At 47.7% G+C, this 17,527-nt stretch carries 15 protein-coding genes; 11 read left to right on the top strand and 4 right to left on the bottom strand.

Annotated elements, in window-relative coordinates; translation table 11 throughout:
- Nucleotides 1-124: 124 nt before the first annotated feature.
- Together AC3WRW_RS31310 and AC3WRW_RS31305 are read right to left on the bottom strand one after the other, a co-directional pair.
- On the bottom strand, nt 125-928 hold the full coding sequence (locus AC3WRW_RS31310; protein ID WP_492550129.1) for a WYL domain-containing protein: 804 nt from the start codon (nt 926-928) through the stop codon (nt 125-127).
- Nucleotides 915-2,237, bottom strand: coding sequence for a helix-turn-helix transcriptional regulator (locus AC3WRW_RS31305; protein WP_492550132.1), 1,323 nt, complete (start codon nt 2,235-2,237; stop codon nt 915-917). The genes AC3WRW_RS31310 and AC3WRW_RS31305 overlap by 14 nt, the downstream gene beginning before the upstream one ends.
- Nucleotides 2,238-2,401: 164 nt before the next feature.
- Between AC3WRW_RS31305 and AC3WRW_RS31300 the strand changes: the two genes are divergently transcribed.
- The 8 genes from AC3WRW_RS31300 to AC3WRW_RS31265 all read left to right on the top strand — a co-directional run bounded on the left by AC3WRW_RS31300 (nt 2,402) and on the right by AC3WRW_RS31265 (nt 12,500).
- On the top strand, nt 2,402-3,532 hold the full coding sequence (locus AC3WRW_RS31300) for an RtcB family protein (protein WP_492550128.1): 1,131 nt from the start codon (nt 2,402-2,404) through the stop codon (nt 3,530-3,532).
- Nucleotides 3,533-3,814: 282 nt separating this feature from the next.
- Nucleotides 3,815-4,597 carry a nucleotidyltransferase domain-containing protein gene (locus tag AC3WRW_RS31295; protein WP_492550127.1) on the top strand — a complete coding sequence of 261 codons (783 nt, stop codon included), beginning with the start codon at nt 3,815-3,817 and terminating at the stop codon, nt 4,595-4,597.
- A gap of 15 nt (nt 4,598-4,612) precedes the next feature.
- Entirely contained in the window at nt 4,613-6,034 is a 1,422-nt protein-coding gene (locus tag AC3WRW_RS31290; protein ID WP_492550126.1) for an RtcB family protein, read from the top strand.
- 11 nt (nt 6,035-6,045) lie between these two features.
- Nucleotides 6,046-7,344 (top strand): AAA family ATPase, encoded by a 1,299-nt coding sequence (locus tag AC3WRW_RS31285; protein ID WP_492550125.1) that lies wholly within the window; start codon nt 6,046-6,048, stop codon nt 7,342-7,344.
- A 30-nt stretch (nt 7,345-7,374) separates the two neighbouring features.
- Nucleotides 7,375-7,953, top strand: coding sequence for an RNA 2'-phosphotransferase (locus tag AC3WRW_RS31280; protein ID WP_492550124.1), 579 nt, complete (start codon nt 7,375-7,377; stop codon nt 7,951-7,953).
- Nucleotides 7,946-8,740 (top strand): TatD family hydrolase, encoded by a 795-nt coding sequence (locus AC3WRW_RS31275; protein ID WP_492550123.1) that lies wholly within the window; start codon nt 7,946-7,948, stop codon nt 8,738-8,740. Before AC3WRW_RS31280 ends, AC3WRW_RS31275 begins: the two co-directional genes overlap by 8 nt.
- Nucleotides 8,741-9,156: 416 nt before the next feature.
- On the top strand, nt 9,157-10,113 hold the full coding sequence (locus AC3WRW_RS31270; protein ID WP_492550122.1) for a 3'-5' exoribonuclease YhaM family protein: 957 nt from the start codon (nt 9,157-9,159) through the stop codon (nt 10,111-10,113).
- 389 nt (nt 10,114-10,502) lie between these two features.
- Complete coding sequence (locus tag AC3WRW_RS31265) at nt 10,503-12,500, top strand: ATP-binding protein (RefSeq protein ID WP_492550121.1); 1,998 nt, start codon at nt 10,503-10,505, stop codon at nt 12,498-12,500.
- Between the two features lie 45 nt (nt 12,501-12,545).
- Here AC3WRW_RS31265 and AC3WRW_RS31260 read toward each other — a convergent pair whose 3' ends face one another.
- Nucleotides 12,546-12,785, bottom strand: coding sequence for an NHLP leader peptide family RiPP precursor (locus AC3WRW_RS31260; protein ID WP_492550120.1), 240 nt, complete (start codon nt 12,783-12,785; stop codon nt 12,546-12,548).
- Between the two features lie 93 nt (nt 12,786-12,878).
- Entirely contained in the window at nt 12,879-13,802 is a 924-nt protein-coding gene (locus tag AC3WRW_RS31255; protein WP_492550119.1) for a hypothetical protein, read from the bottom strand.
- A 255-nt stretch (nt 13,803-14,057) separates the two neighbouring features.
- On the opposite strand from AC3WRW_RS31255, the gene AC3WRW_RS31250 reads away from it, so the two are divergent.
- From AC3WRW_RS31250 to AC3WRW_RS31240, 3 genes are all read left to right on the top strand, one after another.
- Nucleotides 14,058-14,981 carry an ABC transporter permease gene (locus AC3WRW_RS31250; RefSeq protein WP_492550118.1) on the top strand — a complete coding sequence of 308 codons (924 nt, stop codon included), beginning with the start codon at nt 14,058-14,060 and terminating at the stop codon, nt 14,979-14,981.
- Nucleotides 14,982-15,025: 44 nt separating this feature from the next.
- Entirely contained in the window at nt 15,026-15,895 is an 870-nt protein-coding gene (locus tag AC3WRW_RS31245; RefSeq protein WP_492550131.1) for a carbohydrate ABC transporter permease, read from the top strand.
- A 76-nt stretch (nt 15,896-15,971) separates the two neighbouring features.
- A partial coding sequence (locus AC3WRW_RS31240; protein WP_492550130.1) for an extracellular solute-binding protein occupies nt 15,972-17,527 on the top strand: 1,556 nt, incomplete at its 3' end.

Genomic DNA, 17,527 nt, shown 5'->3' with positions numbered 1-17,527 from the left:
GAGGAGCCGGATGCGATGACCCGCATGTCCGGATCTGTGAGAGGCCCATGCAAATGCGCATGGGCCTACTCGATTTGGGTTAGCACTATTAATTTGACAACTGTGGACTTGGATAAATTCCAGCTTACCCGCCCGCCTCATATCTAGCCAAAGCTCTTTGAGCCGATTCCAGCATCCTCTTTTGCAAATGCTCGCCCTGTGTGACGCGCACTCGCTTGCCCAAGAAGCGAAGTTTGCTAAGCACATATTCGGCTTCATTGTTGAGATAGGTTAGCCGGATCGTGTAGGTCCCCTCCGTGTCGTCATAGTCGACCTGCTTCTCAAAGCAGGAGAAGGCATACAAAATCCGCGATAATTCTCGATTGTATTCCTTAAGGACGGCGATGGTGGTGTGGATTTGGCGCTTTTGCAGCAGTTTTTCACTTTGTAACCGGACTTGAGCGGCCCGCTCGGCGGAGAAGGGAAGATCGTGAATGGCATCGATGCTGTCGAGCTTCGTGCTCATCATCGCCCGGTGCCTGAGATGAAACCAGAGCAAATACCAGTCTTTCTTGACTTGCGAATATTCGAGCTTATACGGAAAAGCCATTTCATTGGTAAAAGTTCGCTCATCCTTCACACGGTAAGTAAGCCTGATGGCTCCATGTCGTGTAATGATCCGTCGCAGGGTACGCAGCAGCGGATGATACACATGTATCTCATTGCTTCTGGCTTTCTCTGTAAACGCTTCGGATAAGTCCAAATCAGGCTCTGTATCCAATACCCTTTGAAGCTTTTCCAAAGCAGCCGGTGTGAAAGCGTGCGGGGCAGCCGAATGGCTGAGCATCGTTTTTAGCCAAGATTTTTCCAGGGAAGTAATCATGAGGGTACCGGAATTTTCCAGACGCGTCATCATGTCATAGTTAAAAATTTTCTCAAAAAGGTTCATAGTACCCCGCAAGCTCCTTCCACTCCGCAATCATCTCCTGCCGGAACTCGTAAGGTTCCAGCACTTCACAGCTAGACCCGAAGCTTCGAATCCAAGGCTTTATTTCCAAGGTGCCGTTGACCGTGATTTCATAAACGAATGAATCATCATTTTCTTCCGTTATTTTTCCCCACTGTCCCTGTAGACGGACGCGGTCTTTGATGAAATTAGGTCCTGAACGGTCCGGATTGTAAAATCGCACTTTCACCGTAACGGCACGCCCCGTATCAATGACCCAGCTCAGCCGGATTCGCTCATCGATTTCCTTCTTTTTCTCCTCGAAAAAAGATGCGTCTACAGGCTCGCCGTGCTCAATCTGCGTCATCCCTTCCAGGCGAAATTTCCGGATTCCGTGCCGCGAATCTTGCGCGAGCAAATACCACCGCCCGTATTGGTGATCGTACACGATTTGCAGCGGCACCGTTATTTGCAGCTTGCCTTCCATTTCCCGTTCGAATAACGGGTTCGTATTTTTGGAAGCATAGGCTTGGTTATTTTTCGGGGAAAAATAAAGGAACCGGACCTTGCGGCGCTGTGTGATCGCGGATAATAATGCGGACAAATGGGCCTCGTCCAAAATCCGTGAATAGTACTGATATTTATATAGAAAAGGCTCTGTCCCTGCTGGTTCGGCTGATGTGCCCGCAGTGCGGTTCATATGCTTTTTCAGCCCGTCACGCAGCAAATAACCTTGCACCGACGGGACCTGCGTATTGGCCATTACATCAACAAAATCGTAGAGATCAAGAAGCTCATCCTGTGTAAGCTCATGGATGAATGCATTATGGATGCGGTACCGGTAAGGGCGCGCCTCGGATGCTTTCGTAATAACCCCGACTTCCTCCAAATATTTCAAATCGTTTCGAATCGTTTTTTCATCCGGGAGGGAAGCGTCCGCAGGGAGCTTTTTACTGCATACGTCAATCAGCTGTGTTGCGGTCAAAGGCTGTTCATTCAAGGCGGCAAGCAGGGTGGACATGCGCAGGCTTTCCGATTCTTTCAACGATTTGGCGCGAAATAAGAACAGGAGAAGAGGGTCTGTTGAGTCAAAATAGCTGTAGCGCAGCATATCGGCGAATTCCTTCTTTTGCGCATCCGGTACTTGTTGATGCATTGCAGCGACGATTTCTTTTAACCTGCGTATCGTTTTATCAAACGTATGAACCGATATGCCCAGTCTGTCCGCAAATTGCTGCCGGTTGTACGCTCCGCTGGTCAGAACGAACATCCGTAGAAACTGGATTTCTTTATCAAAGCTTTCCCTAGCCACATAATCCCCTCGCTCTTCCTCTAACCTTATCTTATTGTAGCAGGGGAACGTTTTGGAGAAAATGGAAAACTTTTTGCTGCTCGTCATACTTTCGCCATGTTCGCCTCATTCTAAATGAGCGAAGATAGGTGCAGAAGAACTAACGGAGGAGAACCGACACGGATATGAAAATGACAACACACGGCAACAATCATTACGAAATGGAACTGGCTCATGGCCGCCTTCACGTTTTTGCTAACCCCGAGGTCTTTCAGTCTTTTGAAAGCCGGGTTTATGAAATGGCGGACAACAATCTGCGGATTCCCCGCAATATGCATATGAGCTATACGCCGGATGCTCACGTGGGCATTGGCACCTGCATCGGCACAACGGCTGTCTGGACCTTCAAAGACGGCTTCGTTTCCCCCTCCATTGTGGGCGTGGATATCGGCTGCGGCATGCGCGTTCATACGACATCGCTGCACAAAAAAGATATTCAAGACAAAGGCGTACGCCGGGCGTTAATCAAAGCCATTGAGAAATATGTGCCGACGAATGAGCGCACCAATACGCACTATGCCGATATCGACATTATGGAAGTTGTGAAACACGGGCTGAAAGGGCTCCCACAATCGTATATCCCGAGCGAACAATGGTTGACGCATGTAGAAGAGTCTACGTTCCAGTTCGATCATGTCTACCTGGAGAGCTTGCCGGAGAAAATCGGCAAATATGCGCATGGCCAGCTGGGAACGCTTGGCGGTGGAAACCATTTTATCGAAATTCAATACTTGGAAGTGGCGGAAAAACATCAGCAATTGGCTGCGGAATGGGGATTGTTCGATGGTCAGGTCGTCGTTATGATCCACTCCGGATCACGCGCCTGGGGCGCAAGATTAGGCCAAGAGTTTACGAAAGTTTTCAGAGAAGCGATGCAAAGCTGGGGGATTGAAAATCCCGACAAGAATCTTTTGTATGCCCCCATTTCGATCCCGGGCTCAATGGGAACCTCGTCCTTCATCATGGTGGGGAGAGAGGAAGGGGTTAAGAACTTCTACTCCATTTGCCATGGCGCCGGGAGAGCCAGATCGCGTAAAGCGACCAAAGAGCTGGTCACCGTCGATGAATTCGCGCAATCGCTCAAAGTAGGCACCGAGGAAGAGATTTTGGTAAACCATCGCTCGCTGCAAACGATTTTGGATGAGTGTCCGCAAGCGTACAAGGATGTCGATCTCATTATTGACAGCGTGGTTGGCGCTTCGCTTGCAGATGTGGTGGCGACTTGCAAACCGATGGTGGCGATCAAAGGGGTATAGGTTGAGTATAACGAATCTTTCCGCCGCAGGATGATTGACGTGAGGTAGGTTTGACTCGTATGATGTTTGTAAATGAATGGAAAGGAGGCCGACGATATGATTCGCAATCAAATTTCTATCCTGACAATTGAACAATGCAGCATGCCATCGGTCTCGACCGGGTTTGTGACGAATACGTAGGTCCTCGGTGGAGTGGCTTCGTTTAAATTTGACATGAAGAGCCGTAGACGATGTTGGTCTACGGTTTTTTTGCGTCCATATTTGGAAGAAAGGGTGAGTACGATGACTTTGGAACTAAAACATATCCATTCACAGCTTCAACAAATCGAGCAAGAGGAGGGCGTCCGGATTCTGTATGCCTGTGAGTTAGGCAGCAGGGCGTGGGGATTCCCGTCTAAGGACAGCGACTACGATGTAAGGTTCATCTATGTCAGGCCGGTGGACTGGTACTTGTCCATTTTTGAGAAACGGGATGTCATCGAACGTCCGATCAGCGATCTTCTCGATATCAACGGTTGGGATTTGAAGAAGGCGTTGAACTTGTTTCGCAAATCGAATCCGCCTTTGCTCGAGTGGCTGCAATCGCCGATCCCGTATATGGAGCGGTACAGCGTAACGGAGAAAATCCGTCAGCTCTCACCGTTCACATTTTCCCCGCGATCAAGCATGTATCACTACCTGCATATGGCAAAAGGGAATTTTCGCGAATATTTGCAAGGCGATTTCGTCAAAATCAAAAAATATTTCTACGTGCTGCGCCCGATACTCGCCTGCGAGTGGATTGAGAGGCACGGCAGCATGCCTCCCATGGAATTTGAAAAGCTGGTGGAGCAAGTGCTCCCCAACTCGAAATTAAAGCAAGAAATAGACACATTGTTGACCCGGAAAAAGGCCGGTGTCGAATTCGACTTAGAGCCGAAAATAGCCGTGATCAATGACTATTTAGAGCGGCAAATCGCTTATTTTGAAGAAACCGCCAAACACATTGCGACCTCCGGCGAGCAGCAGGATCAAGTATTGGATGCTCTGTTCCGCGAGGCGCTGAAGGAGGTTTGGGGTTCATAGAGAGGATAAATACGAATGAAAGAAAATTATGTACAGCAGGTTCAGCTCCCTTCGGGGGTTGTCCATGTTTATGCAGCTCCTGAGCTGTTCAAAGCGTTAGATTATCAAGTGTTTCAGATGGCTAACAACAATTTGCAGATTCCGAATCAGAAATATATGAGCTATACGCCGGACGTACACGTAGGTGTCGGCACTTGCATTGGCACAACGGCTGCGTGGCATACCCATGATGGGTATGTGTCGCCGTCGATCGTCGGCAGCGATATCGGCTGCGGCATGAGGGTGCATATGACGAATGTACACAAGGATGAGCTGAAAGACGTGAAGCTGCGCCGCAAGCTGGTGAAAACGATAGAAAAATATTTGCCTGTCGAGGATCACGTACGCGGTCACTTCTCGGATGTTCGCTTGGAACACATCGTGACTAAAGGTCTGCACGGCCTGCCGAAAAAATATATACCAGACGGGTATACGCCCAGGAAGGCGACTTCCCTTACCCATGTAGAGTGCAGCAAATTTACAGTGGATGAAAATGTGTTGAACCGCTTCCCGAATGCGGTGTGGCACCGCTCCCATCGTCAGCTCGGCACGCTGGGGAATGGGAACCATTTTGCCGAGATTCAGGCAGTTGAGATCGCTGAAGAGAATCGCGAAGTCGCCGAGGCGTGGGGGCTGTTCGATGGTCAAGTCATCGTCATGATCCATTCCGGATCACGCGCGTGGGGCGGCTCCGTCAGCCAAGTATGCAGCAGCGAGATGTCGAAGGTCATGCGAATGCTTGGATTGGGAACCGCCGATCCTAAGCTGGTTTTTGCTCCGCTGGAGCATGAGGCTGCGCAGTCCTATGTCAATTTGATGTACTCGGCGCTTAATTATGCCGTTGTGAATAGACACCTCATCGCATACGCCGTTCGCGAGGCGGGCAAGGATGTGTTCGGGTCGAAGTTTGAAATGACGACCTTGTACGATCTTATGCATAACTATGCCTGGGAGGAGAAGCATGAGGGGGAATCGTATTTTGTCCACCGCAAAGGGGCGACGCGTTCGCTTCCCGCAGGGCACCCGGATAATCCTCTGCCCTATGTGAACACCGGTCATCCCGCGCTCATTCCGGGTTCGATGGGGACGCCCTCCTATATCATGGTCGGTGCGCCGGGCGGCCAAGCCAACTTTCACTCCATCTGCCATGGAGCGGGGCGCATCCGTTCGCGCAGCGCAACGAAAAGGCTGATTACGCTAAGTGAATTTGCCGCATCCATGCGCGTAGGGACCTCGGAGGAAATCGTCGTCAATCAAAAGTCACTGGAATCGATTCTCGATGAGTCTCCGCAAGCCTACAAAGATGTCGATCAAATTATAGAGAGTGTCGTCGGAGCGGATTTGGCTCAGGTTGTTGCGAAGTGCAAGCCCATGGCGACAGTAAAAGGTGCCAAATGACGATAGAACACATGGTGAAAACAGGAGAAGATTTTGCGGCCGCAGTGACCGTCCCGAATAGGTCTGGCAGCGGCGCACTCACCGCATATGGGGATTATGCTTATGTAATTGGACGCATCCAAAGCGTGCTGGGAGAACAATTTGGTAAGCAGTTTGAAGCCTATGTGAGTGACGATGGGAAAGAAGAATATTGGGAGCTGTTGGAACAGGATGTTAAATCAGGGAGCCGTCACGTACGGCATGTAGCAAAAATTTTTGATCATATGGAATCCCGGGCATTCGGACTGGAGGGAGAGAGCGAAATTTCGGCCTACCGTACTTTTCCTACCCTGCGCAATAACGTTTTTGCCTATCCCGACTGGGGAATCGCGCTGGCCCGGGTGCCTGTATTTCGATTGCATGGCATTGGCGCTGAGGACTTTGTTTTTGCCGTGGACGACGCCAGTCTTCGGCGTTTTCTAGAGCAGGCGCGGCAGCGTCGCAGAGCTTTGGACCGGCGGCAGGTGACCATTTTTACAGACGGACCTCATGGCATGGAAAAAGAGCTCGCTCCCATTACCCGCATGGTCGACCGCGTAGAGGTCATTATGAAGGAGGAAGTGAAGCGGGATATTTATAGGTCCATCGACCAGTTTTTCGATGAAGACCGTACCTTTTTTAAGGAATATGGGCTTCCTTACAAAAGAGGCATCCTGCTCTACGGGAAACCGGGCAACGGAAAAACAACGCTTGTCAAATCCATTGCCGGCAGCGTGAAAGCGCCGGTTGCTTACTGGCAAATCACGGAGAATACGTGCAGCGACTCCATTCAGGAGGTTTTTCAAGCGGCGGCGAACTTGGCGCCAATGATTCTGGTCATTGAGGATATTGATGCGATGCCTCAGCGGTCAAGGTCTTACTTTTTGAATATTTTGGACGGCGCGACTTCGAAAGAAGGCATTTTCCTCATTGGAACAACCAATTATCCGGAGCAAATTGATCCCGCGTTGATGAACCGGGCAGGGCGCTTCGACCGCGCTTATGAAATCCAGCTTCCAGACGTCACGCTAAGGCAGACCTATTTGGAGCAAAAGGGTATGGGGAAGCTCTTGACCGATGAAATGATGCGAATTGCAGCGAAGATAACGGAGGGATTTACTTTTGCCCAGTTAAATGAGCTGTTCGCAGCGGCTGCGCTTCAGTGGCACTATGAGCAGAGTGTGGACATAGAGAAGCTGGTGAAGTCAATGAAATCTGATCTGCATAAAGGGCAGACGATGTCGTGGTTGAAGGAGAACTCGGAGGTTCGGGTTGGGTTTTTGGTGAATTGAGATGGGGATAGATGGAAGGATGTGATACGAATGTTATCAAATAACGTGCAAACAAGGTTAAGTAAGTTCATGAGTAAAATATTGCGGCATTCGCCGGAGAAATTTGGGCTTCGCCTGGATTCTGCTGATGGATCTTGCGCGGTTGCAGATTTATTGGATGTTCTTCGCGCTCAGCCGGAGTGGTCGGAGCTAAGCTTGAACGATATAGAAGAGGTTGTAGAGCGCTGTGAAAAGCAGCGCTTTGAAATCGTAGGCGATCGCATTAAGGCGAGGTACGGGCATAGCCATGATAAAGTCAGCTATCCAACCGGGGTTCCGCCTATGACGCTTTATCATGGTACGAATGTGGTGGCTGCGCCTAAGATTTTGAAACAAGGATTGCGCCCCATGCAGCGGCAGTATGTGCATTTGTCCGAAGGGCTTGATTTTGCTGCACTTGCCGGTAAGCGCAGAGGAGAGCTTGTCATTTTAAGCATTGATACGGTGAAGGCTTTGCGAACGGGGATAGAATTCTATTATGCAGGCAACGAAGTTTGGCTTGCAGATGGCGTTCCTGCGGAGTTCTGCAGTATATATGAATCAGGAGAGGGGAGCGGTCGGAATGCGTAGAGGGCTTATTGATATTGGCGTTAATTTGATGCATCGATCTTTTGAGCAGGATCGGGGGGAGGTCGTTGCCAGAGCGGTTCAGGCAGGCGTGGCGCCTCTAGTTTTGACGGGCACAAGCGAGAGAAGCAGCGATTCGGCTGCGCGGTATGCGGCGAAATTCCCAGGGCAGCTGTTCACGACAGCCGGTGTCCATCCGCACGACACGAAGAATTGTACGGCGCGAACGCTGGATACCTTGAGGCGATTAGCCAAGATGCCTCAGGTTGTGGCCATTGGGGAGTGCGGGCTGGATTACAACCGGGATTTTTCACCGCGTGATGTGCAGCGCAAATGGTTCGAAGAACAGATTCAGCTTGCGTGCGAGCTGGACATGCCGCTTTTTCTGCACGAGCGGGAAGCGCATCCTGATTTCGTGCGTATTCTGAAACCATATTTGGGCGCGGGAAAAAGTAAGGCCGTTGTTCATTGTTTTACGGGGTCATTGCGGGAGCTTGACGTCTATCTGCAGCTAGGACTGCATATCGGCATCACCGGCTGGATCTGCGATGAACGCAGAGGCAAGCATTTGCGCGAGCTGGTGAAGCGGGTGCCTTTGGATCGTTTGATGCTGGAGACCGATGCCCCTTTTCTGACGCCTCGGGATTTACCCGTTAAGCCGCAGGATGGCCGGAATGAGCCGGCGTTTCTCCCTCATATTGCAGCAACCGTTGCGCAATGTTTAGGTAAACCGGCGGAGGAGGTTGCGGAAGCAACGACGAGGACGGCGAGGGCGTTTTTTGGGCTTTAATGAGGCCAGGGGCTGTGTGAGCGGGGGACTGCAAGGGTCCAAGGCGTGGCCTCGGGGGCTCAAAGGGATCTACAGGGCGCTATTTTGGCGAAAACTGCTCATTTTGCAATTTAGTGGGAACTGTGGTCCTCTATTTGTCCGATTTGGAGTGGGAAACGGGGCTTGGCGGGCAAATAAAGCCCTGTAGTTCCGCCTGAATTTGGGAACTGGCTGAGTATGGCGAAATAGCGGCCTCTGGTTCCCTTATTTTTGTCAGGTGGGGCCTCGCCGTCCTGTCATCCCTTCCGCTAATCGTGTGGTCGTATTTGATACCGAGGTCGTTAATTTGATTGAGAGAGACGAATCTTTTGAATCAAATCAGCCATTCCTCCATTTTCATAGTATAATAGTTCCTAATGACATATGGAGGAACTAAAATGACATTAATTAAGCAGCTGCAAGCTCCAGAGGAATTTGTTGGTTTTTATCTTATTAAGGAACTGGAAATTAAGCAAACGAATACGACGCCTGCCAAGGATTTCATGGATATCGTGCTGTGTGACGCCAGCGGGCAAATTTCGGCGAAAATGTGGGATGTCAGCGCCACGGATAAGGAAACCTTTTTCCCGATGACATTGGTGAAGGTTCAGGGGCTGGTTCAAACGTACCGCGATAGATTGCAAGTGAAAATTGGTAGAATACGCAAGGTGCTGGCTGAAGACGGCATACAAATGACAGATTTCATCCGGTCGGCTCCCATAAGTCCAGTCGATCTTATTCATACGATCAATGGCGTATTGGAAAGCATCACGAATCCTACTATCAAAAATATCGTTTCCTTCTGCGTGGCGAAAGTAGGCGATAAGCTTAACCATTATCCTGCTGCCAAAACACATCATCATGCGTACTTTGCCGGGTTAGCGTACCACATTGTCCGGATGCTGGAAATTGGTGAGTTCATTTGCAAGCAGCGTCCGTTTCTTAATCCGGATCTGATTAAAGCAGGCATCATTTTGCATGATATTGCGAAGCCGGAAGAGATGATCGCTCAGATGGGAATTGTCACGGAGTACAGCTTACAGGGCAAGCTTCTCGGTCACATTTCGATGGCGTCGAATTGGATTACTGAGGCGGCCTTGCATCACGGATTGGATCTCCAATCCGACGTAGTCATCGGCCTGCAGCATATCGTGCTGTCGCATCATAATTTGCCGGAATGGGGAAGCCCCGTGCTGCCGCAAATTCCTGAGGCTGTTGCGCTGCACTATATCGATTCGATGGATGCGAAGCTGCAGATGGTCGAAGATACTTTGCAAGTAACGCCGGAGACGGATGCGTGGACGCCGATGATTCGCGGATTAGAGAACAAGGCGATGTATCGTTTGAATTTATAAAATAGAACCGTCAGAGTGGATTGTGACTCTGACGGTTTTTTTGTTGTTTGGCGGGGGGAGAGGGCTTGCCGCGCGAGAGGTCCCAATAAGCCGTCTCAGTACCGGAGACGGCTTAGAACTGTTACGAGACGTCCGAAAAGGCCGTCTCAAATGTACAAAGCCATCCCCGCTGTAACACTGTTTCACAACGCTCCCCCCAACGCGCAAAACGTCCGCGTTAACGCCGAAAAACAAGCTAAACGAAGGTGGGAATGGACGATTCCCACCCACGGGCATTTAGCCCGAAGTAGGTCCAACTTGAGCGAGAAGTCCGACTGCTGGAGACCAAGGAGCAGGCCTTTGGTCACACGGATAATAGCCATCCCCAAATTGGAAGGTGGTGGATATAATTGCTTTATGAAAGTTTACTTGGTAAAAGAAGGGAAATTTGCTCTGTTGTCGAAATTAGTTTACTTATACACATTGTAAAGCTGATTGAGGAAGGTGGTTTAATGAAGCGATTGTTTCAAATGTGTTGGATAGGTGTATTGATTGTTATGATGTGTAGCGGATGTATAGCTTCCCGAGCCCATGGAGACGAACAAACAGCGGATTTGAAAGTTATCCCAGAATGGTCGATTCTGTGGGGAGATCCACCCGGTGGTTTGGAAGATTTGGATACCGCACATTCTTATCCGTGGATTACAGTTAAAAGCGGCGATGCGATTCCAAAGAAACCGAAAGAAGTCACAACGGCCTGGATAAAAATTAAACTACCTTCTCAAGTTCCTGAAAACTATGGCATGTACATACAAGGTATATACGCACAACACCTCTCGGTGTATATTGGTCAGCGATTAGTCCAAGAAACGAAGTTTGATTTTTCTTACGACCAACAAAGCAGTTTATTTCCTGTCAGCACTGAAGACGATGGAGAAACCGTTTTCATGAAGTTGGAGACTTCAATGGATCGTCTGGGTATCATTTCAACAATAAAGCTGGATCATTATGATTTCTTATTGAGATCCTTTGTACTTGGGGATTTACAAAATATTATTCTAGGGTTTTCTCTCTTGTTCATTGCTGCACTAGTTTTGCTAGTTTCAATTTTCCTGAAAAGAGTCCAACTTATTGATTGGATTTTAGTTAGTGTATTATTTATATCCCTTGGTATTATTTTTATTACATACACCCCATTCCTGTATGAAAGCTTCACGAAATATGGAAAGCTGTATAGCACCATGTTTGACATTTCACTCGTTGTCTTTTTGCCCGTGCTTTCCTATTACTTTGAACGAATATTTGGCGAGGGGAAATATAGGGTATTTTATTGGCTTAGAAAGTTTCAAACGATGTATTCCATACTTGTAATCGCTTGTTTGTTCATTAATATACTAAGTAATTATCGATTTAATAAGATTTATTTTATTGTATCTGTTACGATCTTAGGCTTTATTATGATACTTCAGTTTAGTTTACTTATTGGATCATCCATTGTACTTATGCTTAGAGGGAATAAGGAAGCTGTTATTTTTTCTGCCGGCTTTGCCTCTCTTGCCTTTATGAGTACGCTGGATCTCATTCTCTACTATTTTAATTCACAGAATAAACAGATTTTTTTGTGGAAATGGGGAATATTAGGATTTCTAATTGCTCTTATTGTTATAATAGGCAGACGTTTTGCCATCAATCAGGAAAGGATTATTAATTATTCCAAAGAACTTGAATTTTACAATCATCAGCTTCAGCAGTCTGAAAAAATGGAAATCATAAGTCAATTGGCGGCTTCAATTGCTCATGAGGTGAGAAATCCACTACAGGTAACACGAGGCTTTTTGCAGCTTGTTGCTTCCCGATCGGATGAGAAGAGTCAGGAATATATGAAAACTGCTATAGATGAACTGGATCGGGCTTCCGTCATCATTACGGATTTCTTAACTTTCTCAAAGCCACAGGGGGAAGAGATTAGGGAACTGAATCTATTCGAGGAGTTTAGGCAAATTGAAGGGATCATCTTTCCTTTAGTTGCGCTGCACAATGGAAGAATAATAGTCGATGTCCCTGATCATTTACGTATTGAGGGCAATTCATCAAAATTGAAACAAGTGCTGATTAATCTCATTAAAAATAGTATCGAAGCTTTTCAGGATGATGGTTTGGTGAACATATGGGCATATGAAAAATGTGGAGAGGTTTTTATACATATTAAAGATAATGGGGAAGGAATTGAAGCGGCAAAGCTGACCCAGTTGGGAGTGCCGTACTATTCCACGAAAACGAAGGGAACAGGGCTTGGACTCATGGTCTCTTTTCAGATTATCGAAAATATGAAGGGGTGTGTCGAGTTTAAAAGCCAAAAAAACGTTGGCACAGAAGTTATTCTTCGCTTTCCAAACGCTAGTTCATAAAAAGAGGTGCTGCGTATTATCACGTAGCACCTCTTTGAAATTATTTTACCAAGTAAGTTCAGGAGCCCCCGCAGTTACCAATACCTTAGCCGGATTCGCCGGAATAACAAGCACAAACTCGGTTGTCGTCTCTTCTACCGCTTTAACTGTAATGTCATCGGGCAGCGTAATTCCAAAGTTCTCTTTTAGGGCAGCTTTTGGGTTAGTTAGAAGTTGCGTTTTGAATGCTTCGTTTTCCCACGCTTTTTGAATAATTTTCGCTTTCAATTGTTCGTTCGATGACATGACAAGTCACTCCCCTTAGAATTTATTGGTGAATATTCCCAACAAATAGAATATATCACGAATATCAGAAAATTTCTATCAAAATTTTCTAGTTTAAGACAAAAAATAGTATAAACCACCGGAAAGTAGCGTTCTTCTCTTTTCTTTGATCTCATTTGCCGTCTTACGAAGGCTGTCTACTAGGCTAAGATGAAATAGGATGAGCTCATTCATCGCTAATTTCAACCCAAGCAGTTTCTCATGATGAGAGGCCGCAACGTCTGCATAAAGATCAAGCCCGTCATGGACATACACCTGCTGCTTGACCCAATCCGGCGTCAATGAATCGCTCTCCACGCTCAGCTCATTTTTGCGCAAGAAAGCCAGTAAACAGTTATAAGCGCCTTCTTCCCAATCTTCCTCCCAATCGGCCCAATCATCCAGCATTTGCAGTGTTACCAAAACTTGTTCCACGGCCTCCGTCACAACCGGGATCAGTTCGGCTTGATGCGCGAGCAGCAGCGCGCCGGTGCTGGCGTTTTTGACGGGACTGGCTTTCCAGGCAACTTTCCTTCTCTCCGTATGAAAATAATCAGCGTGTCTCTCACCCGCAACAGCATCTGCCCATTCCAGCACATAAGCTTCGTGATAATACCAGAAAGGCGATTGCGGCGGGAATAACTCTCTGTATATAGATTGGAACTGCAGCTGAAATAAATTGGCGAGCGGCAGCTTGTCCTTATGCTCACCAGCCGCCGAATCCATAATGTCGTCGATAACGAAGTAATAGAGCATGACGAACACATTCGCTAAACTTAACTTGTTGACGGGCTCGTCCGGCAGCGACGTAATTTCCTTCATCCAATAGGGAAGCAAATAGCAAATATAATTTTTCGTGCTCTCTTCCCGACGCAGGTCAAATTTAGCAAAGTAAGCAAGCCCGAGTTGATCAAGCGGCTCAGGAAACGAACGCAATAGGCGTTCGGCATCCGCAAAAACGTCATCCGTATTTTTCTTATGAGCAGAGAGCCAATCCATAGGTCGATATCCCCTTTATTGGTATATTTTTGAAATAAACGTAGCATGAATGCGGCATGGTTTCAATTGTTATTTAAACCTCGTCCTACCAACGGTAGTTCACCCTAGTTCACCCCGCCAGTTCACTGAAGTCAAAATTGTTCACACCCTGGTTTGCGGGATAGTTCACACACGTAGAAAGGCTTCACTATTCAGCTTTTATGCCCTGAGCTATGATCGTTTCAAGACACACACCGAGGAGGATCGAACCCGAACATGGTCAAACGAAGAGGTTTTCTTTATGAAATTGTGACAAACAAAATCATGTTTCTCATGCTGCTGCCAACGCTGATCTTCTTCTTTATTAACTCGTACATCCCGATGGTTGGCATCTACTACGCATTCACACGCTTTGATTACAACGCCGGCTTGTTCGGCAGTCCTTTCGTAGGCTTGGATAATTTTTCGTTTCTATGGAAATCCGGCATGTTAATCAAATTAACGCTGAATACGCTCGGTTACAATTTGGCTTTCATTGTTTTCGGCAATGCTTTCGCCATTCTGTGCGCTGTTCTGCTCAGCGAGATTCGCAGCGCTTGGTTTAAAAAAATTGCCCAGTCCGTGATGTTCCTGCCTTATTTCATTTCATTCGTTATCCTGAGCGTCATCGTGTACAACTTGTTTAACTATGAGAGCGGTTTTCTCAACACCATGTTGAAGGAATTCAGCTCTGAACCAGTCGATGTGTACAACACGCCATGGGCTTGGGTTTTTCTCATTATTATCTTTTACTTGTGGAAAAATCTCGGGTACAGCATGGTGATCTATCTGGCGGCAATTACGGGAATCAGCGAGGAATATTATGAAGCTGCCAAAATCGACGGCGCCAATATTTTTCAGCGGGTCTGGCATATTACGATACCGATGCTGAAGCCTACATTTGTCGTGCTCCTGCTGTTCTCTCTAGGGAGTATTATGAAAGGGCAATTTGACTTATTTTACCAGTTGGTTGGAAATAACGGCATTCTGTTTAATGCGACAGATATCATTGATACGTATGTGTACCGTTCTTTGAAGGTCACTTTTGATGTCGGTATGGCGACGGCCGCAGGGCTGTATCAATCGCTATTCGGATTTATTTTGATCATTACCGTAAATTACATCATTCGAAAAGTTAACGACGATTACGCCCTATTTTAGGAGAAGAGGTGCTTGCTGGCTTGAGAGTTAAAGACGAGAAATATATGTTTTTGTTCCAAACGATGGCTTACGCCGTTATTATTATCTCTTTTCTGGTGTGCTTATTTCCTTTTCTGATGATTATTTCGGCATCTTTTACACAGAATGAGTCCATTCTTCGCAGCGGTTACCACTTCATACCGAAGGTGTTCTCGATGGAAGGGTATAAGACGGTCTTTCGGTTTCCGGAGCAGGTCATCAAAGCATACAGCGTAACCATTTCCGTCACGATTATCGGTACGGTTCTCGGATTATTTTTCATGACGATGGCGGGTTACGTTCTGCAGCGCAAGGATTTTCGGTATCGCAATCAGTTCTCCTTTTATATCTATTTCACGACGCTGTTTGGCGGGGGCTTGGTCCCTTGGTATATTTTGTTGGCCAGCTATTTGAAGCTGACGGACACCTATGCGGTGCTTGTTCTGCCAGGGCTTATGAGCCCGTTCTTGATCATTTTGATGCGCAGCTTCATGAAGTCCGCTATTCCCGAGGAGCTTATTGAATCCGCCAAAATCGACGGCGCCAACGACTTCAAAATTTACTACAGCGTCGTGCTTCAATTGTCGATGCCCGGCATCGCGACCGTCGGTCTGTTCCTTGCGCTTCATTATTGGAACGGCTGGCTGCTGTCCTCGCTGTTCATCAACGATCCGAATAAGTATGAGCTTCAATATTACTTGTATAACGTGATCAATACCATGCGTTTTGTATCGCAAATGGGCGCAGGCACAGGTGTTGTCATGACCGGCGAAATGCCGACGGAGTCAACGAAAATGGCGATGGCGATCATCGTGACAGGGCCGATTCTGTTTCTGTATCCGTTCGTTCAGCGTTATTTCGTCAAAGGATTGACAATCGGTGCTGTCAAAGGTTAGAACCGAAGAAGGAGCTTGCAGGCAACCTTCTCGGCTGACATATAACTACACATCTAAAGGGAGGATTCAAATGAAAATGTTGGCAACACATCGATTCTCAGCCATCCTGTCCGGGGCGCTCTTGCTTACGGCTCTTACAGGCTGCAGCAGCACGCCGGAGCCTAAGAAAGAAACGGCTGCTCCAGCCGCAAGCGCAGCTGCTCCGGCAGCGACAGTCAAAGCGGAGGCGCCGAAGAGAGAGAAGGTCGAGCTTCAATTTTACATGCTGGGCAATGCTCCCAAGGATTTGCAAATCATTCAGGATGAAGTCAATAAATTAGCGTTGAAAGACTTGAATACAACCGTGAAATTCAACTATACGACTTGGACGGACTGGGATCAGAAGTATAAGCTGCTGCTCTCCTCCGGGCAGCAAGTGGACTTGATTTTCACAGCCGACTGGACGCAATATCAATCCTACGCGAAAAAGGGCGCCTTCCTGCCGCTTGACGATATTTTGCCGAAGGCTGCGCCAACGCTGAACAAATATGTGCCGAAGGATATGTGGGACGCCGTGAAAGTCGACGGCAAAATATATACCGTACCGGCGACGTTCAAGGAGTACGTCACGAATGGTTTCGTGTGGCGTGAAGACTTGCGGGTCAAGTACAATTTGCCGAAGCCTGTTTCCATGGAAACTTTCGAAGCGTACATGGACGGCATCAAGAAAAACGAGCCGGGCATGCTGCCATTCGCAAGCGGCGGAGACGGCAATTTGATTATTAACGGACTGAGGGACGTCGTGCATAACAGCGTCGGATCGCCACTCTACGGCGTAGGAATCAACTATAATAAGCCCGGTGAAGTTTACTCCTACTGGGGATCCGAAGAGCACATGGGAGACATCAAAATCGCTAAACGCTGGATGGATAAAGGCTTTATTCCGAAAAACGTGCTGAACGTGAAGGATTCCACTTGGGATCAGCTCGTCAGCGGTAAGGCGGCAGCCGAATTCGGCGATAACCCGGCACGCTTCAACGATTCCTTGAACAAAATGAAATCAACGCACCCGGATTGGAACCTGGACTACTATTCCTTCTCGACGATCAAGGGCTATGCCACGCCGGTGCATCCGATTCATAACGGCTTTGCCATTCCTAAGAGCAGTAAAAACGCTGAACGCGCACTTGAGTTCTATGAAAAAATGGTCACGGATAAAACATACAACTGGCTTACTTCTTATGGCATTGAAGGTAAAAACTTTCAAATTGAAAACGGTTATTACAAAATGATCGGCGATAACAATTCCAATGGTTTCCCACGTGAGTCCATGAACAGCTGGGCATGGCGCAATCCGGATTTCATGCTGTTCGAGAAAAGCTTTGATGGGGTAAAAGCGATTTACAAAGATCTTGATACTATTCAAAAACCGGATCTTTTCACAGGCTTTGCTGAAGACTACAGTTCCTACCAAGCAGAGAAAGCGGCGCTGGAGCAGGTGGAGAAACAGTATTTGTGGCCGTTGCAATTGGGTCTTGTAGCCGATGTGGATGCAGGCATGAAAACGTTCATGGAGAAAGCGAAGCAAGCGGGACTTGAGAAGGTCCAAGCTGAGTATAAGAAGCAATGGCTTCAGTATGTGAGCGAAAAAGG

The sequence above is a fragment of the Paenibacillus sp. FW126-R14 genome, assembly GCF_058789495.1.
Note: the sequence above shows the minus strand (reverse complement) of the source record. Positions and strands in the feature narration are given on the sequence as shown.